Here is a 23,770-nt window from a genome sequence, read left to right on the forward strand (position 1 = left end):
GATCAGCTGGCGGAATCGTCCAGCACCGACATCTGGTAACCGAATCCGCGGATGCTCGCGATGGAGATAGCGGGACCGACAGCGTCATTCAGCTTATGGCGGAGCGCGCTTACATGGACGTCAATCGCCCTGTCGTAGCGGCCCATGTCCCTGCCGAGCACCTGCGTATAGATATCTGCCTTGGAAACGCGCTGACCGAGATTCCGCCCGAGCATTTCAAAAAGCGAGAATTCGGTCGATGTCAGTTCGATGTTCTTTTTCGTCGCGGTGACCCACACGCGGCGCTGTGCCGGATTGACAGTGAGAGGACCGACAACGAGAGGCGTGACAGGAGACTCCTGACCCGCGGTGCGGCGCAGAATAGCGCGGATTCTCGCCACCAGCTCGCGCGGCGTAAAGGGCTTTGGCACATAGTCATCCGCGCCGAGTTCAAGGCCGATGATTCTGTCCGCGGGATCGCCTCTCGCTGTCAGCATGATGACCGGGATATGAGAGTGCTCGCGGATCTTGGCAAGCACCTCGGTGCCCTTCATGCCGGGCATCATGACATCGAGAATGACGAGATCAAAATTTTCCTGCGACAGCTTCAGCAGTCCATCCTCGCCGTTATAGGCGGGGGAGGGAGAAAAACCTTCCAGCTGAAGGTTGTCAGTGAGAAGGGAAACGAGATCGGCGTCGTCGTCAATAATAAGAATCTTGGTAGCACTGGCTGGCATCTTTAACCTCTGCAGGAAACTCTGCAAAATCCCGGTTGAACATCATAAGACTTTAATCATGGCTATACGCCAGAATCCGGTTTTAGGGTGAATTAAGCGTATTACGGGGCCGTATTCGACGAAGATCCCTGCACCAAGGAGTAAATAAGTAATTCCTATGCAGGGGAATCATCTCCCCCTGATTTATAATAAACAGAAGTTTCGGTTTACAGACTGGGAATTTAATGCTGGTCCTGCTGTTGGTGCGGCAACCCGAAATCAGTTGAAAGAAAGGGTTAGCGAGAGTCGGTCCTCCGGTTTTTGCTAGAGCCCGAATTGTCAAGAGAATTCCTTCGAACAGAAGATCACTCACAAATGCCTGAAAAGACAATCACGGTTCTGCTTGTTGAAGATGACGCTGAAGTTCGGCGCCGTTTTGAAACCACCATTAATCAAGACCCTATGATGAAGGTCGTCGGCTTTGCTTCGACTAAACACGAAGCTCAGCAGCTGATCGAGACTCTGGATTTTGAGGTCATGGTGATCGATCTCGGCTTGCCTGACGGCAGCGGCATCGATCTGATTCGCCTCGCGAATCGCCTCCATCCCTCCTCCGACATCATGGTCATCACGGTTTATGGCGATGAACAGCACGTGGTGAGCTCGATTGAGGCGGGTGCTACCGGCTACATCCTGAAAGAAGCCGATAGCGAAGATATCACCGGTCAGATCCGGCTGCTGCGAGGCGGCGGATCTCCTGTCAGCCCGTCTGTCGCGAGAAGCGTGCTCCGCGCGCTGCAGAATCACCCGACCGGCAATGGCATTGTTCCTGACGCCGAGCCGAGCCCCCTTTCCGCCCGCGAAACGGAAATCCTGCATCTTCTCGCAAAGGGTATGAGCTTCAATGAAATCGGCGAGATTCTGACGATCTCTCCGCACACGGTGACCGCTCATATCAAGAAGATTTACCGCAAGCTTCAGGTTCACTCCCGCGGTGAAGCCGTGTATGAAGCGAGCCAGATGGGACTGCTCCATAACTGATCCCCTCTGATCTGGCCGCAGGACGCGACGCGTGGGTTCCTATCCAATCTGGATCCTGATCCTCATCAATCTAAGGCATCTCGTTTTCGGAGCTGCCCTGGTGGGGATTTTTGCGTCCATTCCCCGTCTGACTGAGACCACAGGCCGCCGCACTGCGGCAGCAGTTCTTTTTGGAGTCAGTGTTGTTATTGCGGTTCTTCTGAGCCCGCCCGCCGCGCAGCTGCAGGCCCTTGGCGGGACTCCCGGACTCCTGCTGCTCGTTCTTGGCGGTGCAGCCGCGGCGGCAGCCAAGCTGAAGCCCGGTATCGGTCTTTTTTTCCCCGTTTTCGCCTTTGCTTCTTACCTTGCCGGATTTGTCACGCTTCTTCTGACAGGACGCCCCTTCGCACTCGTGTTCGGTGAGTGCGCGGCAGCCTTCAGCGCGGCGGCCTGGGGTATCGCGGTGGCTGAAGCTCGCCGTGAAAAGGATGCGAAGGTCCGTCTCGCTCAGATTGAAAGCGACGCGCGAAAAGACGCGGATTCTGAAAACAAAGCCATTTCAGAGGCTGTTGCCCACGCGGTTCAGGAGGAGCGTCAGCGCTACATTCAGGACATGCATGACGGGTTGGGAGCTGAACTCATTTCGACGCTTTCCGCTGTCAAGAACGGCAATCTCCCGAAAGAGGATATTGAGTCTGCCCTGCAGTCCTGCCTTGATCAGATGCGTATCGCGATCGATGCGAGCGGAGTGAGCACGGAGGATTTCGGCACTGCTCTCGCGAATCTCCGCTATCGGCTTGCGCCGAGGCTCAAAGCGGCGAAGCTTGAGCTGAAATGGAACACACTTTCGCTTCCTGATGAACTGTCGCTGCCGCCCCAGAAGGCCCAGTGCGCGCTCCGCATGGTGCAGGAAGCTCTGACGAACGCGATCAAGTACAGCCAGGCGACCCGCGTTGAGGTGGCTGCTAGGACGGAGGGCGGCAGACTTCTGCTTTCCGTCACGGATAACGGCGTTGGATTCAAGCCTGAGGAACCCGCCGCAGCATCTGCCACCGGAAGCGGTTTAGGGCTGAAAGGCATGCGCCGCCGCATTGAGGAATGCGGCGGTACGCTCTCCATTGAGTGCCCGGAAACAGGCGGCGCCTCTGTGAGACTCTCGCTGCCGCTTTAAATCACTTATCCAGCTGCGGCGCGGGGGAATCCGATACCCAGTGCCCGCTCTTTCCGCCGGCCTTATCCAGAAGCCGGATATCGGAAAGCACCATGCCGCGGTCAATCGCCTTGCACATGTCGTAAATCGTGAGAAGACCGACCTCGACCGCGGTCAGCGCTTCCATTTCGACCCCGGTCTTGCCATAGGTCTCACAGGTCACCCGGCAGACAATGCTGGAGGCCTCAGGATGCAGATCGAACTCAGCGCTGACATGCGTAAGCGGCAGCGGGTGGCAGAGCGGAACGAGTTCAGAGGTTTTCTTGCTAGCCATGATCGCCGCGATGCGGGCGATCCCGATGACGTCTCCCTTCTTCGCGCTGCCGGACGCAATGACCTGGAAAGTTTCAGGCTGCATGCGGATAACGCCCTGAGCTGTTGCCGATCGGTGAGTAATCGATTTCTCTCCCACGTCCACCATGTGTGCCTGTCCCTGGGAGTCGAAGTGTGTCAGTCCGCCGTTCTCAGTCATTTTGTCGAAAATTCTCACTAAAAAGGTACAAAATCCAGCAGTCCTCCGCCGGCAATCTTCTTATGATAATTGAGTTTGTAAGCGAGTCTCCGTCTCTGCAAAACTCCAAAGGATCCGTATGAAGCCATGGATTGCTGTTGCCGCCTGCTGCCTCATGGCGGCCTCTCTGCCGGCCAAACCTCAAATGACCAGTCAGATCAATCTGCCGTCACTTGGCGCGCCGGCTGGCTCCGGCGAACTCTCTCCGGCTGATGAGCGGAAGATCGGCGAGCAATCCATGGAGGAGATCCGGCAGAGCCCTTATTACCTCCATGATCCGGATATTCATGAGTATCTGATGAGGCTTGGGTACCGGCTGGTCGCTGCCGCACCGGTGACACCGTACAGTTTCCAGTTCTTTCCGATGAAGCTTGGGGAAATCAACGCCTTCGCGCTTCCCGGCGGTTTCATTGCGGTGTTCACGGGCACACTGGTCGCGGCGCAGGATGAGAGCGAACTCGCGGGCGTCATGGCGCATGAAATTGCCCACGTGACACAGCGTCACATTGCCCGCATGCTTGAGAATCAGAAGGGGAATGCCGCAGCTTCTCTCGGCTCATTCCTTCTTGCGATTCTGGCTGCGTCCGCCGGCGGCAATTCGGGCGGCGACGCGGCGGCCGCAATCATGATGGGGGGCCAGGCCGCTCTCATTTCGAATCAGCTGAAATTCTCTCGCAGCGCGGAGCAGGAAGCGGACCGTATTGGCTTCCAGATCATGGTACGGGCAAATTTTGATCCGAACGGCATGACCCGCTTCTTCCAGCGTCTCCTGCAGCGCACCGGTCCCTATGAGGCAAATGCCTCGGCGTACCTGTCTGACCATCCGCTCACGGTTGAGCGAATCGCGGATATGGAAAACCGGGCGCGCGAGCTGCAGCGTCCCTTTATCCGGCATGACAGTTTTGACTTCTATCTGATGCAGGCAAGAGCTCTGGTACTGCAGTCCGGGAGCTCAGCCGGACGGGAGTCGGCGAAGATCCAGTTCCAGACCGTGCTGAATAAAAAGGCAACCGGAGTGCAGGCCGCCGTGGCGCATTACGGGCTCTCCGTTGTCTATGCTCAGGACGGTGATGCGGCACAGGCGTACGCCGAAGCCCAGAAGGCCGTTCAGATGGCGGGCAGAAATGATGTCTTCCTGCAGAAGAATCTTCTTCAGACCCGATACGCGCTGGCAGCGGATAAGAAACCGGTGCTGAAGGAAATCTCGGCGCTCGCGAACGATAATCCGCTCTCAGTCATGCTGGCGAAGATCTATATCGAGGATCTCTATGAGCAGGGGATGCATGAAGAGATTCTGAAGTACCTGAAGGGGCAGAGTGCGATCTCTCAGGACAACGCGGATTATTTCCGTTATCTCGCGAGGTCAAGCGAAGCACTGGGCAGGCGGAGCGAGGCTTTCCGGGCGACTGGGAAGATGTACGCGCTGCAGGGGGACTGGAAGATGGCGGCCTATCAGTTCAAACAGGCACAGCGCGTGTCAGACGGGGATTTCTTCACGATGAGCGAGGTGGATGCGGATCTTCGTGAAGCTGAAGACCATCTGAAGCAGGATAAATCCCATAACTAATTAGTTGTTTTAGCGCATGTGCTCGGGGCTAAATAATGCGAGAATACACCTCTACGCATATTTTTTACCCAGGCGAAGCCTGCGGCTGAACCGCTCCCGGACGGGGAGCGCCTGAACTCTTATATATCAACAGAAATGGCTATTAAAGATTACTTGACCGTTGCAGAGCGGACTGACGAAATCATTGAAACAGACGTCGTTGTCGTCGGCGGAGGTCCGGTCGGGCTGTTTCAGGTTTTCGAACTCGGTCTTCTGGAGATGAAGTGCCACGTGGTGGATTCTCTTCGGAATGTGGGCGGTCAGTGCATGGAGCTCTACCCCCAGAAGCCGATTTACGATATTCCGGCTGTTCCGGTTTACTCGTCGGCTGAGCTGACTGAAAACCTGCTGAAGCAGAATCATCCCTTCAAGCCGGTTTATCACCTGGGCGAAGTCGTCACAAAGGTTGAGAAGCAGGAAGACGGTTCCTTCCACGTGGAAACGGATCTCGGCACCCGCTTCCACTGCAAGGCCGTGATCATCGCCTCCGGTATGGGCTCTTTTGATGCCCGTCCGATGCGAGTTCCGGGCATTGAGAAGTTTGAGAACAAGCAGCTTTTCTACCGGGTGCGTGATCCGGAATTCTTCGCTGGCAAGAACATCGTGATCTGCGGCGGCGGTGACTCCGCTCTCGACTGGACGCTGAATCTTGTCGGAAAGGCAGAGAGCGTCATCCTGATCCATCGTCGTGACGGCTTCCGTGCCGCTCCCGCCCGCGTGGCTGAGATGAAGCAGCTCTGCGAAGACTGGCTGATGCAGTTTGTCGTGGGCTCGGTGACGGGCTTCGAAGAGAAGGACGGTGTGATGACGGAAGTCCGCGTGACCGGTAACGACGGTATCGTCCGCCGTATTCCGCTCGACTGCCTCCTCGTCTTCTTCGGCCTGCAGCCGAAGGTGGGCCCGATCGCTGAATGGGGTCTTGAGCTTGACCGCAAGCAGATCGTGGTTGATACCGCCCGTTTTGAAACCAACATTCCCGGTATCTTCGCAGTCGGCGACTGCAACACCTATCCCGGCAAGAAGAAGCTGATCCTGTCCGGTTTCCATGAGTGCGCTCTGGCGGCCTTCGCGGCCTCCCAGTATGTGTTCCCGGATAAGAAGGTGTTCCTGCAGTACACGACGACGTCTCCGAAGCTGCATAAGGCCCTCGGCGTGCCGGATCCCGCCCATCACAAGGGTGAAGAGGGGTCTGAAGAGTAATTCTCTTCCAGCCTCTGCCTGATACAGGCAAAGAAAAAGGCTTCCCTTGCGGGAAGCCTTTTTTCATTCAGAACGGCATCAGGCCTTGGGAGCCGCGTTCTGAACGGTGACCTTCGGGATTCCGGAGGAGAAGTCCTTTGGGGTTTCGGAGAGCGCGACCGCAGTCTTTCTCGCGATGGCACGGAAGATCTCAGCCGTTTCGCTGTCAGGTTCAGCGAGCACAGTCGGGTGCCCGGAATCCGCGTCCTCGCGGATGCCGCGCTCAAGGGACAGGCTGCCGAGAACCGGGACCCCGTACTCCTTGGACATCCGTTCCGCCCCGCCCTCACCGAAGATCCGCTCAAGATGGCCGCAGTGGGGGCACTTGAAGAGCGCCATGTTTTCCACAATGCCGAGGACAGGAATATTCACTTTGCGGAACATCATGAGGCCCTTCACCGCGTCAAGCGTCGCGATGTCCTGAGGCGTTGTGACAACAATGGCACCGGTGACCGGGACCTGCTGGGAAAGTGTGAGCTGGATGTCGCCGGTTCCAGGCGGCATATCGATCACCAGATAGTCGAGATCGTGCCAGTTCGTCTGCTGCAGGAGATCGCGGAGGGCGGAAGAAACCATCGGACCGCGCCAGATAACAGGGTCTGCCGGATTCACCATGAATCCGATGGAGTTGATCTGCAGTCCGTTCGCCTCGATCGGTTCCATCGTCTTTCCGTCCTTCGACTGCGGGGTGCCGGAAGCGCCCAGCATCGTGGGCTGGCTGGGGCCGTAAATATCAGCATCCAGCACGCCGACCTTAGCGCCTTCAGAGGCGAGAGCCAGAGCGAGGTTCGCCGTAACGGTGGATTTGCCGACGCCGCCCTTGCCGGAAGAAACTGCGATGATGTTCTTCACGTTCGGCAGTACACGGAGCGTGGAGCGGACTTTGTGAGCGCGGATGTTCTGCCGCACCTCCACCTCAGAATCAATGCCGGCGGCACGGAGGGCTTCCTCTGCCGCTTTTTTAATCAGTTCAATCTGGCTTTTTGCCGGGTAACCGAGCTCGATGATGACCGCTCCGGGGAGAACGGAAGCGATTTCACCGCTGTCCTGCAGTCCTTTGCCGGTATTGGGATCAATCACGCCGTTCAGCACCTGGGCGATAGCTTCTTTTGTTGCCGTCATGGCTCTTCCTTCTGTTGAAGAACGGGATGCCCAATTATGTCATTTCACTTAAAAATGCATGAGTCTCAAAAGAAGTAAGCAGCTTGGGGATATAAAATAGAAGATCTATTTATTTTTTCTGTGACAGCTGCGATAAGACAGAGACTTATGACGAAGCGCAATATTTTTGTAACGACGGCACTGCCGTATGCCAACGGCCCCTTCCATATCGGCCATATCACTGAGTACATTCTGGCTGATATCTGGGTGCGTCATGAGCGGATGGCCGGCAACCAGGTTTATTTCGTGGGAGCCGACGACACGCACGGCGCTCCGATGATGATCGCGGCTCAGAAGAAGGGGGTCACGCCTCAGGAATTTGTGGCGGAGATCCGTGCCGGCCGCAAGCAGTATCTGGACGGCTTCCATGTGAAGTTTGACTGGTGGCACACGACTGACTCCCCTGAGAATGTCGAGCTTTCCCAGGACATCTACCGCCGTCTGAAGGCCGCAGGGCTGATCTACAGCAAGGAGATCACCCAGTACTACGACACTCAGAAGGGTATGTTCCTCGCTGACCGCTTTATCAAGGGCAAGTGCCCGCACTGCGGCGCTGAGGATCAGTATGGCGACAGCTGCGAAGTCTGCGGTTCTGTCTATCGCCCGACTGAGCTTATCAATCCGTACTCGGTTCTCTCCGGCACGAAGCCTGAGCTGCGCAGCTCCACGCACTATTTCTTCAAGCTTTCCGATCCGAAGGCCGTGCAGTTCCTGCGCGACTGGACGAGCGGCAACGGCGCTGATGGCAAGCCCCGCGTGCAGCCTGAGGTGCTTGCGAAAGACCAGGAGTGGCTCGGTGAAGGCGCTGAGCTCGAGGACTGGGATATTTCCCGTGACGCGCCGTACTTCGGCATTCCGATTCCGGACGTGCCGGGCAAGTATTTCTATGTCTGGCTGGACGCTCCGGTCGGCTACCTCGCCTCTCTGAAGTCCTACTTCAACAGCATCGGCAAGAATTTTGATGAATTCCTGATGGATCCGAAGACTGAGCAGATTCACTTTATCGGCAAGGACATCATTTACTTCCACACGCTTTTCTGGCCGGCGATGCTGCACTTCGCAGGAAAGCCCTACCGCGTGCCGGATCACATCTACGCGCACGGCTTCGTTACCGTGGGCGGTCTGAAGATGAGCAAGTCCCGCGGTACCGGCATTGATCCGCTGAAGTATCTCAATCTCGGCATGGATCCGGAGTGGCTGCGCTACTATCTCGCCGCCAAGCTGTCCGGCCGCGTCGAGGATATCGATTTCACGAAGCCTGACTTCTTCTCCCGCGTCAATTCCGATCTGATCGGCAAGTATGTGAATATCGCCTCGCGCTCGGCAGGTTTCATCGTGAAGCGCTTTGAAGGCCGCGTGCTGGATTCCGCTATGTCGGATCCGCTCCTGAAGGCGCTGCGTGAAGACGCACCGAAGGTGATTGAGCTCTACGAAGACCGCGAGTACGCGAAGGCCATGCGTCTTGTGATGGAACTCGCCGATAAGACGAACGAGTACGTCGATCACATGAAGCCCTGGGAACTCGCTAAGGATCCGGCTCAGGCGGAGAAGCTGCATGAAGTGTGCTCGGTCTGCCTTGAGGCTTTCCGTATTCTCACGAACTACCTGAAGCCGGTGCTTCCGGGAGTGGCAGAGAAGGTTGAGGCGTTCCTCGGCTGCGGAGAGCTCACCTGGAGCACGGTGGATACACCGCTCTCCTCCGCCAATCCGATTCAGCCCTTCAAGCACCTGATGCAGCGAGTCGATATGGAGAAGCAGCTGGATCAGCTGATCTCAGAGGTGAAGGAAGAACCGAAGGCGGAAGCGCTGCCTGGTGGTGAAGCCATTGCTCCGACCTGCACGATTGATGATTTCGCGAAGCTTGACCTCCGTATCGCGAAGGTGGTGGCATGCGAAGCCGTGGAAGGCTCCACGAAGCTCCTGAAGTTCACGCTCGATGTCGGTGAAGGAAAGACCCGTACGGTCTTCTCCGGCATCAAGGCGAGCTACAGTGAGCCCGCACAGCTGGTCGGCAAGCTGATCGTCATGATCGCGAATCTCGCGCCCCGCAAGATGCGTTTCGGTCTTTCCGAAGGCATGGTGCTCTCGGCGGCTGACGCGGATCAGAAGGCTACCCCGGGATTCTTCCTGCTGGAACCTTTCCCCGGCGCAAAGCCTGGCATGAGAATTCACTGATGAGAAGTGCGCCCCGCCGCCGGGGCGCATGGATCGCGGCGCAAAGCCCTGTTCATTCAGTTTGGATGAGCGGGGCTTTTTGCTGACTAGAGAAGTGTCTCTTCGCGGTGGGACAGCGTGAGCCAGATGGGGGCAAAAGGTGCCGCCTGCGTGATGCGGATCATTGCTTCTTTCGCGAGTTCAAGGATGGCGAGATAGCTGACAAGGGCGTGGGCGAAGGTCGGCGTGTTTTCGAAGACGTCCGTGAATTCCACGTAGGACCTTGTCTGGAGCTGCTTCAGAATGGAAGACATATGCTCGCGGACCGAAAGCTCCTCGCGGGTCACGGTATGCCGCTCCTGCAGCTTGATCCGGGCCATGACGGAGCGCCAGGCGCGCCGCAGTTCGTCAAGTGACACTTCCGGGAGATCCGGGGCGGACTCGGGTTTGCTGACATCCACCGGACTGAAATCCCGGCCGCTGATCGGCAGTCGGTCCAGCTCCTGGGCCGCGAGTTTCATCTTCTGGTATTCGATCAGACGCCGCATCAGTTCGGCCTTGGGATCTTCCACTTCCTCTCCCGTATCGGCTTTCCGGAGCGGTAGCAGCAGCTGGCTTTTGATTGCCATCAGATGAGCAGCCATGACGAGATAATCGCCCGCCAGATCGAGATTGTTTTTCCGGATCAGCTCTACATACTGCATGTACTGCTCAGTCAGCGTCGCCATGGGAATATCCATGACGTCGAACTTCTGCTTCTGAATCAGCCAGAGCAGCAGATCGAGCGGTCCCTCGAAGGATTCCAGAAACACCTTCAGAGCGTCGGGCGGAATATAGAGTCCGGCCGGCACTTTATCCAGCGGCTTGCCGTAAAGGAGGGCAATCGAGTCGCTTGGGGAGAGGGGCAGTGTGTTGTCCAATGTCTGTTCCATAAGGAAAAAACACGGCCGGATGCCGTGAAGGCATCTGGCCGTGCTTGGTCAGTCAAAACTGATCGCAGATGCCTTATTCGTAATCAGGCGTGTACATGTTGTCGGTGACAAACTTCTCGATGTCAGCCGGAGCCTCAATCTGAGCCTGACCGGTCTTCAGCGCGAGCTTGATGATGTTCACGGCAACGAGGTGAGAAATCTCACGGACGCGTGTGAGGGACGGGTAGAGAGAACCGTGAGCCAGGTCGTCTTCCGTCACCATATCGGCGCAGGTGTGAGCCGCGGAGAGGAACACTTCCTGAGTGATTTCCTTGCACTGGGCGAGAATGGCGCCGAGACCGATGCCGGGGAACACATACGAATTGTTGCCCTGACGCGGCACGTAGGTCTTGCCCTTGTAGGTCACCGGATCAAACGGAGAACCGCAGCTGAAGAGCACCTTGCCGTCAGACCAGGTGTAAGCCTGTTCCGCCGTGCACTCAGCCTTGGAGGTCGGGTTGGAAAGGGCGAAGACGATCGGACGCTCGTTGATCTCAGTCATGGCCTTCACGATCGATTCCGTAAAGGCGCCGGACTGAGCGGAGAGACCGACGATAGCGGTCGGACGCAGCGTGCGGATGGCTTCCTCGAAATCCTTCACCGAGGGGATATCCTTTGCGAACGGCAGCTTGTGGGCCGCGAGCGTATCACCGCGGGTTGTGGTGACGAGTCCCTTCGAGTCAAAGAGATACAGACGGGCAAGAGCGTCCTCACGGGAAAGACCATCTTCAACCATGGCGTCAGCGATCAGGCCGGCAACGCCGGTAGCCGCTTCGCCGGCACCGAGGAAGAGAATCTTTTCGTTCGACAGCTTGGACTTCTTGGCGCGCATAGCGGAGAAGAAGCCGGAAACGACGATGGAGGCCGTACCCTGGATGTCGTCGTTGTAGCAGCAGTAGCGGGAACGATAGCGGGCGAGCAGATCGAAGGCGTGGTTGTTGCCAAAGTCTTCGAACTGGACAACGCACTTCGGCCACTTCTTATAAACCGACTGGAAGAATTCCTCGATGAAGTCGTCGTACTCCTGACCGCTGACACGGGGGTGCTTGTGTCCGAGGTACAGCGGGTCGTTGAGGTAACGCTCGGTGTTCGTGCCGACGTCGAGGATGACCGGCAGCGTGCGGCGGGGATCAACGCCGGCGCAGGCGGTGTAAAGGGCGAGCTTGCCAACCGGAATGCCCATGCCGTTGATGCCGAGGTCGCCGAGACCGAGAATACGCTGACCGTCAGTCACGACGATCATGTCGACCGCTTCCTGCGGAAGATTCTCGAGGATTTCGCTCACGTGGCCCTTGTCTTCGATAGACAGGTAGAGGCCCTTCGCGAAGCGGAAGAGGTGGCTGAACTTCTGGCAGACTTCGCCGACAGTCGGCGTATAGACGAGCGGCAGCACTTCTTCGATGTGCTCGAGGAGCAGTCGGAAGTACAGCGTTTCATTGCTGGACCGAAGCCCATCGAGGAAGAGCGCCTTCTGGAACGGCGTGTCAAACGCGCGGAGCTGTTCCATCATGGCTTCGACCTGCATAGAGATCGTGGCCGGAACCGGCGGAAGGAGTCCCTTCAAATGGAGGGCGGCGCGCTCTTCTTCAGAGAAGGCGGTTCCCTTGCTATAAACTCCGTTCTGCAACAGCGTAGTACCGGTTAAATTATGAGCACCCATAACCTTTATCCTTAATTTAACTTGCTTGATAACTATGGCTTAAGCCTGAGCAGAGAACACTGCACAAGCATAAAGATAACCACCGCAATGAGCTGCAGAAGGGGTGCAGTCGCTATTGCGGTGTAATACCTCTCTTTTTTTATGGGGCGAAGAGTCGCCCCTTCCGAGAGTGGATGTAGTTTAGCGCGCCTTCTTTTTCCCTGCTTTGCTTGACTTAGGCGCGGCCTCGGGTTCGGGCGGCAGTGCGGCCTTCAGTTCCTTCTGTCTCTGAGCGGCGAGTTTTGCCTGTTCGGTTTTCGGGAACCGCTTCTGCAGTGAAGTGAGGGTCGAATTTGCGGCGCGGATGTTGCCAAGCGCGGTCTGCGCGGAGGCCAGAGAAAGGAGCGCGTCCGGAGTCCGGGTGGAATTCGGGTACTGACGGGTCAGGCGATCCTCAACCGCTGCCGCTTCCTTGTACTTCTGGAGCGCAAAGTAGGCGTTGCCCTGCCAGTACATGGCTTCAGGCAGATAGGTGGACTGCGGGTACCCCGAAATCAGGCTCGAAAAGGCTTTGACACTGTCCGCGTACTGACCGCTCTGGAAGGAGGAGAGGCCTCTGTCATAAAACCCCTTCTCATTCGAAGCTGCCGCGGCCTGCCCCTGGGCGGCGGGATCGGATCCCGGTTCACCCGCCGGCGCATTCTGCGCGGCGGTTTCTGCCTTCGCCACACGGCCGTCAAGCTTTCTCAGACGGCTGTCGAGATCGGTATAGAGATCCCGGGAATTTTTTTCCTGCTGGGCGATCCGGTTTTCGAGTGTTTCAAGACGCCCGGAGAGAGCGGATTGCCGTTCCTGGAGACTCGCGATCTGATCCGACAGAGCGAGGCTCGCTTTCTGGCCATTCTCCAGCCGGCTGATCTGAGCCTGCATGGTAACCATGTCTTTCCGCATGGCGTTGATGGCGATGCGGGCGTCATTGTCTTCAAAAAGCGCCTGAGCGCTCGAGACATAGCCAAGGCCGGCAATCATGGCGGCGGCTAGCGGTAAAAGGCGGCGATTGGACATTCTTTCGAACCTCATCCTGTTCTGTAAAAAAGCAGCCCGGAACCAAAGGATCCGGGCTTTGGATCAGCGAACTATCAACGGTAGCGGATATCGGCGCGGCGGTTCTTTGCCCAGGCTTCTTCATTGGAGCCCTTGGCGAGCGGCTTCTCCTTGCCGAAGCTCACCGCTTCCATGCGGGTGGCGGGAACGCCAAGCAGCTTCAGCTTGGATATGACGGCTTCGGAACGCTTTTGGCCGAGCGCGAGGTTGTATTCGCTGCTGCCGCGTTCGTCGGTGTTGCCTTCAACAACGATATTGCGGTTCTGATGGCTCATCAGATAGTTTGCATGAGCGGACAGCATCTGGTCGTACTGCGGGGCAACCGAGTAGGAATCCAGAGCGAAGTAAACGGAACGCTGAGCAAGCGGGCTCTTCGGGTCATTCAGAGGATCCACTTCAACGGTCTTCACAGCGCCGTTGTCGACAGTAACGCCCTGACCATTCTGGCTGCCCGTGGTGGACGCGGCGGTCGTGGCCGTACCGTCGGTCTTGGCTCCGTCAACAGGAACAGAAGAGCAGCCTGCGAGGATGCCGGCAGTGGCGAGCACGGCAACCAGGGTGCGAACTGAAAATTGCATTTTATGTTTCTCCAAAGGAAAGAAGGACTTCCTGAATTATCGGATCAAAGGTCCCCAGGCGGGTTCGCGGATGCTTCCACCGCGGCTGCGAAGCCGGGACGACATGCTTCCGTCTGCGCTGGCCATAGCGAGAACACCCTGCCTGCCGGAGACTGTTGCGTAAACAATCAATTCGCCGTTGGGCGAAAAACTTGGGGATTCATCCCCGCTGGTCTTGGTAACGGCCATGTTGCTGCCGCTTGCAAGATCCAGCACGTTCACCTGGAATCCACCTCTGGAGCGAGCAATATACGCCAGCTTTTTGCCGTCGGGCGAAAGCGCCGGGCTGACAGCGTAGCCGACAGAGAATGTGACGCGGCTGGCCTTGCCGCCTGAGACCGGTTTGCGGTAAATCTGAGGATTCCCGCCTCGGTCGGAAGTGAAGTAGATCCAGGCACCATCAGGGCTGAAGACAGGCTCGGTATTGATGCCGGCCCCTGTCGTAAAGCGGGTTGCCGAACCGCCGCGGGTGCTCATCAGATAGATCTGGGTGCCGCCGTCGCGGGAAAGCGCAACAGCGAGCCGTGATCCATCCGGGCTGAATGCCGGAGCGGAATTGTTGCCGGGGAAGTTCGCCACCACGCGGCGGTGACCTGACATCAGTTCGTGGATATAAACCACCGGTTTCCGGGATTCAAATGAGACGTAGGCGAGGCTCGTGCCATTCGGGGCCCAGGTGGGCGAAATAATTGGCTCACGGCTGCGGAGAGCGACGCGGGGATTCTCGCCGTCGCTGTCAGCAATCACGAGCTCATAGACACCGCCCCGGTTCTGCACATAAGCAATCCGGGAGGCAAAGCAGCCGGGCGTGCCTGTCAGCCTGAAATAGATTCTGTCTGCAATCTGGTGCGCCGCCATCCGGAGGTTGCCGGTTGTGCTCGTGCTGACGAAATTGTCGAGGAGCTTCCCGCTCACCACATCGAGCAGCTTGCAGCTGATTTCCCAGCGGCCGGCGCCTTTTGGCGCGATGGAACCGATAACGGCGGCGTTGCTGTTCTCCGATCGGAACGCCAGAGGATCGGGATTCAGCACCTGAGCGTAGGACACCTCTGCCGTGGAACCGACCTGACGGAATTTGCCTGATCTCACCAGATCAGCCGCAATAACGGAACTCAGGCTTCCAGGCGCAGAGGCTGTGCCGGAAAAAGCAGGAACCGAAATAGGGAAAAGCTGGGAGCCAACGCCCGTGATTTCAATATCGAGCTGCGCCCAGGCGGGCAGGCTCAGCAGACCGAGTCCGGCAGCCGAAGCGGCAAGAAGAGCGCGGCGGCTGACACCTGCTTGTTTATTGGCGACCATAGAGATGCTTCCAAATACAAAAAGGAGACAGATAACTGTCTCCTCATGCTACTACATTGAAAAAAGCCTAAAGCGCGGCGCCGCTTCAAGTCGTGACTTTTTGTTACCGCGCTTCGGCTTCTTTCTGATTAGTGGCGGAAATGACGTTCGCCCGTGAACACCATGACGATGCCGCGTTCGTCAGCGGCTGCGATCACTTCAGGGTCACGGATCGAGCCGCCCGGCTGGATCACGCAGGTCGCGCCGGCGTCACAGATCACGTCCAGACCGTCGCGGAACGGGAAGAAGGCGTCAGACGCGGCGGCAGAGCCGACGAGCGACAGACCTGCTTCCTCAGCCTTTTCCTCAGCAATACGGGCGGAGTCAACGCGGCTCATCTGGCCGGCGCCGACACCAAGCGTCATGCCGGCGTGGACATAAACGATGGCGTTCGACTTGACCCAGCGGCAGACACGCCAGGCAAACATCATGTCGGCAATCTGCTCAGAGGTCGGCTGCTTCTTCGTCACAACCTTCAGAGCGCTTTCCGGGCAGATCTGGATATCCGGAGTCTGAACGAGGAGACCGCCGCCGACACGCTTGAAGTCGAAGTCGTTATGAGCACCGCCGTTCGCGACAACGAGGAGCCGGAGGTTCTTCTTCTCGCTGAGAAGCGCGCGGGCTTCAGCAGAGAAGGACGGAGCGATGATCACTTCAGCGAACTGCTTGCTCACGAGCTGGGCCGTTTCGAGGTCCACTTCGCGGTTGAAGGCAATGATGCCGCCGAAGGCAGACTTAGAGTCCGTCTTGAAGGCCTTGGCATAGGCTTCGGCCGGATTGAGACCCACAGCGGCGCCGCACGGATTGGCGTGCTTGATGATCACGCAGGCCGGCATATCGAAGGAGCGGGCAGCGTCCCAGGCGGCATCCGTATCAGCGATGTTGTTGTAGGAGAGTTCCTTGCCATGCAGCTGGGTGTAGCCGGCGAGGAGACCCGGGGCGACCTGCTGTTCACGGTAGAACGCGGCCTGCTGATGAGGATTCTCACCGTAGCGCATGTCCTGAACCTTGACCCACTGGCGGTTCAGCACATCCGGGAACTTGGTGGCCGGCTTGTTTTCGGCATCGAGGCTCGTGAGGTAGTTGGTGATCATGCCGTCGTAGCGGGCGGTATGAGCGAACACCTTCTTCGCGAGGGCGAGACGGGTCTTGGCGGTCACGGCACCTTCAGCCTTGATCTCCTCGACGATCTTCGGGTAGTCAGCCGGATCAACGACAACTGCGACGGAACCGTGATTCTTGGCCGCGGCGCGGATCATCGTGGGGCCGCCGATATCGATGTTTTCGATGGCGTCAGCGAACGTGCAGTTCGGCTTCGAGATCGTCTGCTCAAACGGGTAGAGGTTCACGACGACGAGGTCGATCGGATCAATGCCGTGCTCTTCCAGAGCCTTCATGTGCTCGGGGAGGTCGCGGCGGGCCAGAATGCCGGCGTGAATCTTCGGGTGAAGCGTCTTCACGCGGCCGTCGAGCATTTCAGGAAAGCCGGTGTAATCTGCGACTTCTTCCACAGCAATGCCTTCCTTCTCGAGGAGCTTGGCGGTGCCGCCGGTAGAAAGCAGGTGGTAGCCGAGGGCGACGAGCTCACGGGCGAAATCCACGATGCCGGTTTTATCTGAAACGCTCAGAAGTGCCTGTTTCTTCATGTCGTTCTATTTCCTTAAAAATCCCTGGTCAGAGGAGTCCGTAAAGTCGGAGTTTCTTTCGCAGGGTGTTTCGATTAATACCCAAAATTGCCGATGCGGCGCTCTGATTTCCCTCACAGCGCTGCATGATGTATTCGAATAGAGGCTTCTCCACGGCACTGATCACCATTTCATGCACACGGTTAGGCTGCGCTCCTTCCAGATTGCTGAAATACTGGTCCAGCATCTCATTAAGCGCCTGGTGCAAAGGCGTTGTGGCATGTTCGTTCACGCGGGATTCCTCTGAAAAAATTTCTGCGGGGCTGTTCCGGTCCGACCCCCCCCCCCGCTTGTTGTGTGCTAATGATAAAGCACTAAAAGGCTTTCTTGAGAAAAATAGAGAGCCCGGAGACTAGTTCTGAAGTATTGCTGAGGCGTGAGAGAGGCCGGAACGCCTCAGTGCCGCCGGGGAATCTCTCCAGATACCGGAGTAAATGCTTGCGGAAAGACCGGATACCGTTTTTTTCACCATAGAAGTCAATATGCCGCTTCAGGTGGCGGAACAGCGTGTCAGCTTTTTCCTGCGCTGAAGGCTCTCCCGGATCGACACCGGTTTCGAGATATGCGCTGATGCGTCCGGGGAGCCACGGCGCGCCGAGAGCGCCCCGTCCCACCATGATGCCGTCTGCGCCGGTGAAGTCCAGAACGGAAGCGGCTTTCTGAGGAGAATCGATGTCGCCGTTCGCTATGACGGGGATACGGACCGCGCTCCGAATGGCGCGGATCGTTCGGTACTCCGCCTCTCCAGAGTAGCCCTGTTCACGGGTCCTTCCATGAACGGTGATCAGTCTGACGCCGGCAGACTCCGCGATACGGGCAAGTTCCGGGGCGTTCAGATGATCACTGTCCCAGCCTGTCCGCATCTTGAGCGTCACAGGGACGGAAACGGTCCCGCAGACACCCCGGATAATCTCGTCAGCAAGAGGCAGGTTCTTCATCAGGGCCGAACCGCAGTCCGTCTTGCAGATCTTCTTCGCGGGGCACCCCATGTTGATATCGATAATGTCAGCGCCGCACTTTTCCACAAAGGAAGCGGCCCGGTTCATCCAGGCGGGAACTGCTCCCAGCAGCTGCACGATCCGGGGAGAAGGCTCGTCTCCAAAGGCGATCTTCCTCTCTGACTCATTCGACTCAAGAAGGTCGGGGTTGGCGGACACCATTTCTCCCTCAACCCAGACGCGGCCGAAATCATGAACGGTCTCGCGGAAGGGAAGATCGGTGACACCCGCCATCGGCGCGACCAGCACGGCGGGTGAGAGAGAAAAGGCTCCGACGTTCATGGCTCGTTCAGCTGCTCAGGAGTGCCGATGTTCCGCCATTTGCCCGTGAAGAGTTCCCCTGTGACACGGCCGAGATCGGCGAAGTGGTAGAGCCACGGGAAGAGTTTCGCGCGGACCGCTGGAACACCTTTGAAAATTCTCGGTGAGTAAATACCGATGCTCGAGAAAGTCAGCGCCTGCGGGGCGCGGCGGACAAGCCCGTTTTCGAGAGCCATATCGCCAGCGGCATGAAACGCCGGATTGGGCACCAGAACGAGATGAGCGTCGGCATCTCCCTTCGTCAGCGCATCAGCCCGGGCAGTAAGCCGCGAGTAGTCGAACTCCGTCACGATGTCGCCCGCTGCCACAATAAAGGGTGTCACGCCATCAGGAGAAAGAAGCGGGAGCGCCTTGGCGATGCCGCCGAGGGTTTCAAGCGCTTCTTCGGAATTTCCTTCCTTCGAGTAGCGGATCGTGATCCCCCGCTCGTGACCGTCCCCGAGCTGAGCCGGGAATTGATCCGCGAGATGCGCAGTGTTGACGACGAAATCCCGGACTCCGGCCCGGATGAGTGCGTCTATCTGCCAGTCGATCATCCGCTTCCCCTGGAATCGGAGAAGCGGTTTTGGTGTGGAGTCGGAGAGCGGGCGCATGCGTTTTCCCCGCCCGGCTCCGAGGATCAGAGCCCGTACACTGTTCATCAGTAGGTCCATCCTTCGGATTTGCTCGGTCCTTCGAGCCTGTCGATGATGACGAGAATCGGCTTCAGCTGTTCATAGCGGTACGCGACGTGCCGGACGTAGGCAATGAACCGGGGCGTATCCGCAAGATACTTCGGCTTGTTATCCCGATACTGGAGACGGGCAAAGATGCCGAGCACCTTCAGGTGGCGCTGCATGCCGGTCCACTCGATCTGACGCCAGAATTCCCCGAAGTCAGCCGGAACGAGGATACCGGCTTTTCTCGCTTTTTCCCAGTATCGGATTGAGATGTCGAGCGTGAAGGATTCATCCCAGGAGATAAACGCGTCCCGCATCAGGCTCGCGATGTCATAAGAAACCGGGCCGAGGAGAGCGTCCTGAAAGTCGAGAATGCCGGGCATTGGATCCGACACCATCAGGTTTCTCGGCATGAAGTCGCGGTGCACGATGACCTTCGGCTCAGCAAGCATGCTCGCGGTGAGCAGATCGCAGATCTGATTCCAGATCTTTTCCTCTTTGGCGTCGAGCGCCGTGCCGCGGTGATGCTTCACATACCACTCAGGGAAGAGAGCCAGCTCGGAGCGGATCTTTTCCTCGGAATACTCGGGCAGAATGCCTGGTTCGCTGATGGACTGAAGCGAAACAAGCGCCGTCGTCGCCGCGTCAAAGTACTTCGGGGCGAGTGAACGGTCTTCGTTGAACTTATCGAGATAAGTGTAGCGGCCGAGATCAGAGAGCAGCATGAAGCCGAGTTTCTCGTCCGCCGCCAGGATCTTCGGCGGATTCAGCCCGGCGCGGACGCAGAGCGCGTCAACGCGGATAAACGGACGGATATCCTCCTTCCCGGGGGGCGCATCCATCAGGATGTAGCTGCGGGCGCCGCCGGCCGCGTCAATGCGGAAGTAGCGGCGGAAGCCAGCGTCTGAAGAGGCAGACCGAATGGTTGAGAGGTCAAGCTCATACTGGTCGGCGTAGGTGCTCAGCCAGTTCTTCAGTTCGGCAAGGCGGGTGTCAGTACCGGTTGTATTGGGCATGAATCGAGGTCCTTCACTTATTATTAGCGTTGAAATTGTACGGTTTTCGCGTGAGTCTGAGGCTTTTACAAATAGCGGCCGCCCTAGTCCGTATAATTCCCAACATACTAGAAATGTCGTTTCCTGATACCCGTCATAATGGTTCCACGCAATCTTAAAAGAAAGTTTCTGCCCATTCGCCCGATCACGCTCGCGGTCGCGGGCGTTTTCGGCGTCTATTCACAGATGGCAGGAGCTCTGCTGACCCTCCATTCGGTGCCGGAACTGGATCCCTCGCCCCACGGAACCGTGCAGAACCCCTCAACCTACGCGATGGCGGATGAGGTCACGGGCAACCCTCAGGACGTGCTTCATCTGATCGGCAACGCGGAAATCCGCCGCGGCGGCTCAACCCTGAAGGGCGACCGCATCACCTATACGCAGGTGACTGATGAGGTGGAAGCTCAGGGAAATGTGCTGCTTTCCAAGGATGGCACCGTATTTACGGGCGATCAGGCGAATTACCGCATTGACGCAGAAACCGGCACGATGCCGAAGGCGGACTATACGTTCGGCCCGAGAGGACTCCGGGGCTGCGCGGATCAGGTGGACTTTGTTGATGGTTCCCACGTCACGATGTCGAAAGCCCGGATCACGTCCTGCCCGAAGGGTGACAACGCCTGGTGGGTGGATATGAACCGTCTCGACCTTGATCAGGGGGATCTCACGGCGGAAGGCACGGGAGCGTCCCTTTATCTCGGCGGCGTTCCGGTGATGATGATGCCGTGGTTTGAATTCCCGATCGGACAGCAGCGAAAGAGCGGTTTCCTCACGCCGACACTTGGCATGAGTACGTCGAAGGGTATTCAGATCGCGGTCCCGTACTACTGGAATATCGCCCCGAACTATGACTACACGATCACGCCGAACCTGATGGTGAAGCGCGGTCTGATGCTGGAAAACGAATTCCGCTATCTGCAGCCCAATTACTCCGGCAAGCTCGTCTATAACATCATGCCGCATGACCGTGACTATGGAGAATCCCGGTACGGTCTGCATTTTGAGCATCGGTATGCCCGCGACGGTTTCTACGCCGGCGTGAACTACAACCGGGTGTCAGACGATGACTACATCTCTGACTTCTCGGGCAACATCCGTGAGTCTTCGGAAAACGTTCTGAATCAGGACTTCTGGATGGGTTACGGGCGTGACTTCTGGACCACCAATCTCCGTGTGACGAAGAACCAGACACTCACCTCCACCATGCAGGCGGGGCAGCCGTATGAGCGTGTTCCGCAGTTCTCGTTCAACACCTATAAGGGCGATATCGGCGGTTTCGAATACATCGGTCATATCGAGGCGACCCGCTTCACGCATCCGAATCCGACCCGTCCGGACGGCGACCGCTTTGTGATCGATCAGGGCATCAGCTATCCGCTGCGCGGTTCCTACTGGTTCATCGAGCCGAAGGCCCGCTGGATCGGCACCTGGTACTCGATGCAGAAGTCAGACGCCATGATGGGCGATGTGGCGCTTGAGAAGAGCGCGAGCCGCGAGGTCCCGATCCTCTCCTTCGATACGGGGCTGGTCTTTGACCGTCAGACGAGCTGGTTCGGCAACGCGGCTGAGCAGACTCTGGAACCGAGGCTCTTCTACGCCTATATTCCGTATCGGAATCAGGATCGCCTGCCGGTCTTCGATACCGCGCTTTCTGACCTGAACATCACGCAGCTCTTCCAGGAGAGTGTCTTCTCGGGCTACGACCGTATCAGTCAGGCCAATCAGCTGACCGCGGCTCTCACGACCCGGTATCTCGACTCAGCGAGCGGTATTGAGTGGTTCCGCGGCACGATCGGACAGCGCTTCTATTTTGATGACCAGAAGGTTGGCATCTACGACTACTACACGAATCAGCTGATGGGTATCCGCACCGATTCGAAGAGTGACCTTCTCGGCAGCGTAGGCGTCCGTCTGACCCGGACTCTGACCGCTGACGGCACGGTGCAGTACTCATCCTCTGAGGGACGCGTATCCCGCGCCTACGCCGGATTCCGCTGGCAGCCGAAGCGCGCCTCAGCGGTGAGTCTCTATTACCGCTATAACTACGCGCCGAACGACACCTATAACAACATCAAGCAGCTCGACCTTGCCGCTCAGTGGCCGATCACCGATAAGCTTTATGTGGTGGGCCGCTACAATTATTCCTTCAACAAGAAGGGCATCATTGAAGCGCTGGGCGGCTTTGAGTATCACGCCGACTGCTGGACGCTCCGCGCAGTGGTGCAGCGGTACATAACATCTACAAACAAATATGACAATACTTTCTTCCTGCAGCTTGAACTGAATGGTTTAGGATCGGTCGGAACCAACCCTGTTTCCGAATTGCAGGAAAGCATTCCCGGGTACCAGAGCCGGAGCCCGGTACCCAGTGTGACTGGACGGTATGAATACTATGACTAATTTCCGCATTACCAGCCTCGCGCTTGTCGTCCTGGCTGCTTCCTCTACGGCTTTTACTGCTCAGGCGCAGCTGAAGACTCCCGCCCAGAGCGCACCGACGCGCACGCTCCCGGCCGCGCCGGCGGCCGCCGCGGTGAAACCCGCTGAAGGCGCCCGCCCGCTTGATGAAATCGCCGCAGTCGTGAATGACGATGTCATTACTGAGTTTGAACTGCAGCAGCAGACCCATATCGCGGCGCTCAATCTCCGCCGTCAGAACATCAAGCTGCCGCCGATGGACGTGCTCCGCCGGCAGGTTCTTGATCAGCTGATCATGGATAAGGCGGTTGAGCAGCATGCCCGCGAAGTCGGCATCCGTGTGGATGACGCAATGGTGAGCGCCGCAATCGAGCAGATCGCCGCGAACAACAAGGTAACCGTCGCCCAGATGCAGTCTGATCTCGCGAAGGACGGTGTCCCGTTTGCCGCGTTCCGTGAACAGATCCGCCGTGAAATCGTGGCGCAGCGTCTCCGTGAGCGTGAAGTGGATTCTCAGATTCATATTCCGGAGTCCGAGATCGACTCGTATCTTGCCTCTCAGGGCAAGGGGGCGGCCGCGACCGAGTATCACATCAGTCACATTCTGATTCCGACCGATGCCGGAACGGATGTCGCCAAGGCCAAGGCTCTCGCCGAAGACATTCTGAAGCGCGCGAAGTCGGGTGAGGATTTCAGTTCGCTCGCCGTGTCGTACTCGAAGGCCGGTGACAGCATGAATGGCGGTGAACTTGGCTGGAGAACCAGCCAGAACATGCCGACCGCGCTCTGGAATGCGATTCAGGAACACCATCAGAATGGTTCTGTCGAGCTCTCCCAGGACAGCTCCGGATTCCACATCGTGAAGGTGACCGGCGTCCGTAATGGCATTGATAATCCGGCTAACGGCGGTCTCATTCATATGACCCGCGCGCGCCACATCCTGATGCAGGTCTCCCAGCTCACGCCTGAAGCGAGTGTTGTCAGCCGCCTCACGGATATCCGTAACAAGATTCTTGCCGGCAAGGAAGACTTCCAGACGATGGCGCGTCTCCATTCTGTTGACCCGTCCTCGACCCGCGGCGGCGAACTTGGCTGGCTGCAGCCGGGCGATACCGTTCCAGAGTTCGAATCCGCGATGGATAAGCTGAAGCCGGGTGAGGTTTCTGAGCCGATCAAGTCGCGTTTCGGATATCACCTGATTCAGGTGGAAGAGCGTAAGGACGCCAAGGCGGATCCCCGCCGTGTCCGTCTGGCCGCGCTCCAGGCTCTTCGTGAGAAGAAGCTCGCAGAAGCTGTGACGAACTGGCAGCGTGAGCTCCGCGACAAGGCTTACGTTGAAATCCGCCAGGTCGGCAACTGATCACGGCAT

General features: G+C 57.8%; 20 protein-coding genes. 7 read left to right on the forward strand and 13 right to left on the reverse strand.

Annotated elements, in window-relative coordinates; all coding sequences use genetic code 11:
* Positions 1-2: 2 nt before the first annotated feature.
* The gene (locus tag BN1936_RS02875; RefSeq protein ID WP_022444502.1) at positions 3-716 is read right to left on the reverse strand and encodes a response regulator transcription factor; all 714 of its coding nucleotides are present in this window, start codon (positions 714-716) and stop codon (positions 3-5) included.
* A gap of 354 nt (positions 717-1,070) precedes the next feature.
* Between BN1936_RS02875 and BN1936_RS02880 the strand changes: the two genes are divergently transcribed.
* Positions 1,071-1,736 (forward strand): response regulator, encoded by a 666-nt coding sequence (locus BN1936_RS02880; RefSeq protein WP_049686594.1) that lies wholly within the window; start codon positions 1,071-1,073, stop codon positions 1,734-1,736.
* A 31-nt stretch (positions 1,737-1,767) separates the two neighbouring features.
* Positions 1,768-2,886, forward strand: coding sequence for a sensor histidine kinase (locus tag BN1936_RS02885; protein WP_049686595.1), 1,119 nt, complete (start codon positions 1,768-1,770; stop codon positions 2,884-2,886).
* A gap of 1 nt (position 2,887) precedes the next feature.
* Here the strand turns inward: BN1936_RS02885 and moaC are convergent, their stop codons facing one another.
* Complete coding sequence (moaC, locus tag BN1936_RS02890; protein ID WP_022442863.1) at positions 2,888-3,397, reverse strand: cyclic pyranopterin monophosphate synthase MoaC; 510 nt, start codon at positions 3,395-3,397, stop codon at positions 2,888-2,890.
* Between the two features lie 118 nt (positions 3,398-3,515).
* On the opposite strand from moaC, the gene BN1936_RS02895 reads away from it, so the two are divergent.
* Together BN1936_RS02895 and BN1936_RS02900 are read left to right on the forward strand one after the other, a co-directional pair.
* On the forward strand, positions 3,516-5,003 hold the full coding sequence (locus BN1936_RS02895; protein ID WP_022442864.1) for a M48 family metalloprotease: 1,488 nt from the start codon (positions 3,516-3,518) through the stop codon (positions 5,001-5,003).
* Between the two features lie 135 nt (positions 5,004-5,138).
* On the forward strand, positions 5,139-6,242 hold the full coding sequence (locus tag BN1936_RS02900; RefSeq protein WP_022442865.1) for an NAD(P)/FAD-dependent oxidoreductase: 1,104 nt from the start codon (positions 5,139-5,141) through the stop codon (positions 6,240-6,242).
* 78 nt (positions 6,243-6,320) lie between these two features.
* Here the strand turns inward: BN1936_RS02900 and apbC are convergent, their stop codons facing one another.
* On the reverse strand, positions 6,321-7,403 hold the full coding sequence (gene apbC, locus BN1936_RS02905) for an iron-sulfur cluster carrier protein ApbC (protein ID WP_022442866.1): 1,083 nt from the start codon (positions 7,401-7,403) through the stop codon (positions 6,321-6,323).
* A gap of 147 nt (positions 7,404-7,550) precedes the next feature.
* Between apbC and metG the strand changes: the two genes are divergently transcribed.
* Complete coding sequence (gene metG / locus BN1936_RS02910) at positions 7,551-9,617, forward strand: methionine--tRNA ligase (RefSeq protein ID WP_049686596.1); 2,067 nt, start codon at positions 7,551-7,553, stop codon at positions 9,615-9,617.
* An 86-nt stretch (positions 9,618-9,703) separates the two neighbouring features.
* On the opposite strand, the gene BN1936_RS02915 is transcribed toward metG, so the two are convergent.
* The 10 genes from BN1936_RS02915 to BN1936_RS02960 form a co-directional block, all read right to left on the reverse strand.
* A complete protein-coding gene (locus BN1936_RS02915; protein WP_022442868.1) occupies positions 9,704-10,528 on the reverse strand; it encodes a segregation and condensation protein A in 825 nt (274 codons plus the stop codon).
* Between the two features lie 73 nt (positions 10,529-10,601).
* On the reverse strand, positions 10,602-12,227 hold the full coding sequence (maeA, locus tag BN1936_RS02920) for an NAD-dependent malic enzyme (protein ID WP_022442869.1): 1,626 nt from the start codon (positions 12,225-12,227) through the stop codon (positions 10,602-10,604).
* A gap of 180 nt (positions 12,228-12,407) precedes the next feature.
* The gene (ybgF, locus tag BN1936_RS02925; RefSeq protein ID WP_022442870.1) at positions 12,408-13,271 is read right to left on the reverse strand and encodes a tol-pal system protein YbgF; all 864 of its coding nucleotides are present in this window, start codon (positions 13,269-13,271) and stop codon (positions 12,408-12,410) included.
* Between the two features lie 74 nt (positions 13,272-13,345).
* Positions 13,346-13,888, reverse strand: coding sequence for a peptidoglycan-associated lipoprotein Pal (gene pal / locus BN1936_RS02930; RefSeq protein WP_022442871.1), 543 nt, complete (start codon positions 13,886-13,888; stop codon positions 13,346-13,348).
* Positions 13,889-13,924: 36 nt separating this feature from the next.
* Positions 13,925-15,226 carry a Tol-Pal system beta propeller repeat protein TolB gene (tolB, locus tag BN1936_RS02935; RefSeq protein ID WP_049686598.1) on the reverse strand — a complete coding sequence of 434 codons (1,302 nt, stop codon included), beginning with the start codon at positions 15,224-15,226 and terminating at the stop codon, positions 13,925-13,927.
* Between the two features lie 128 nt (positions 15,227-15,354).
* Positions 15,355-16,911, reverse strand: coding sequence for a bifunctional phosphoribosylaminoimidazolecarboxamide formyltransferase/IMP cyclohydrolase (gene purH / locus BN1936_RS02940; protein WP_022442873.1), 1,557 nt, complete (start codon positions 16,909-16,911; stop codon positions 15,355-15,357).
* 28 nt (positions 16,912-16,939) lie between these two features.
* Positions 16,940-17,137 (reverse strand): helix-turn-helix domain-containing protein, encoded by a 198-nt coding sequence (locus tag BN1936_RS02945; protein ID WP_049686682.1) that lies wholly within the window; start codon positions 17,135-17,137, stop codon positions 16,940-16,942.
* Positions 17,138-17,264: 127 nt separating this feature from the next.
* Positions 17,265-18,230, reverse strand: a complete 966-nt coding sequence (dusB, locus tag BN1936_RS02950) for a tRNA dihydrouridine synthase DusB (protein ID WP_022442875.1) — start codon at positions 18,228-18,230, stop codon at positions 17,265-17,267.
* The gene (locus tag BN1936_RS02955) at positions 18,227-18,910 is read right to left on the reverse strand and encodes a nucleotidyltransferase family protein (protein ID WP_022442876.1); all 684 of its coding nucleotides are present in this window, start codon (positions 18,908-18,910) and stop codon (positions 18,227-18,229) included. Before BN1936_RS02955 ends, dusB begins: the two co-directional genes overlap by 4 nt.
* On the reverse strand, positions 18,910-19,944 hold the full coding sequence (locus tag BN1936_RS02960) for an aminoglycoside phosphotransferase family protein (RefSeq protein WP_022442877.1): 1,035 nt from the start codon (positions 19,942-19,944) through the stop codon (positions 18,910-18,912). Before BN1936_RS02960 ends, BN1936_RS02955 begins: the two co-directional genes overlap by 1 nt.
* Before the next feature lie 138 nt (positions 19,945-20,082).
* On the opposite strand from BN1936_RS02960, the gene BN1936_RS02965 reads away from it, so the two are divergent.
* A complete protein-coding gene (locus BN1936_RS02965; RefSeq protein WP_049686599.1) occupies positions 20,083-22,383 on the forward strand; it encodes an LPS-assembly protein LptD in 2,301 nt (766 codons plus the stop codon).
* The gene (locus BN1936_RS02970) at positions 22,376-23,761 is read left to right on the forward strand and encodes a peptidylprolyl isomerase (RefSeq protein ID WP_053101789.1); all 1,386 of its coding nucleotides are present in this window, start codon (positions 22,376-22,378) and stop codon (positions 23,759-23,761) included. Before BN1936_RS02965 ends, BN1936_RS02970 begins: the two co-directional genes overlap by 8 nt.
* The last annotated feature ends 9 nt before the right edge of the window (positions 23,762-23,770 follow it).

This window comes from Dakarella massiliensis (assembly GCF_001182045.1).
GTDB classification, from domain to species: Bacteria; Pseudomonadota; Gammaproteobacteria; order Burkholderiales; family Burkholderiaceae_F; genus Mesosutterella; species Mesosutterella massiliensis.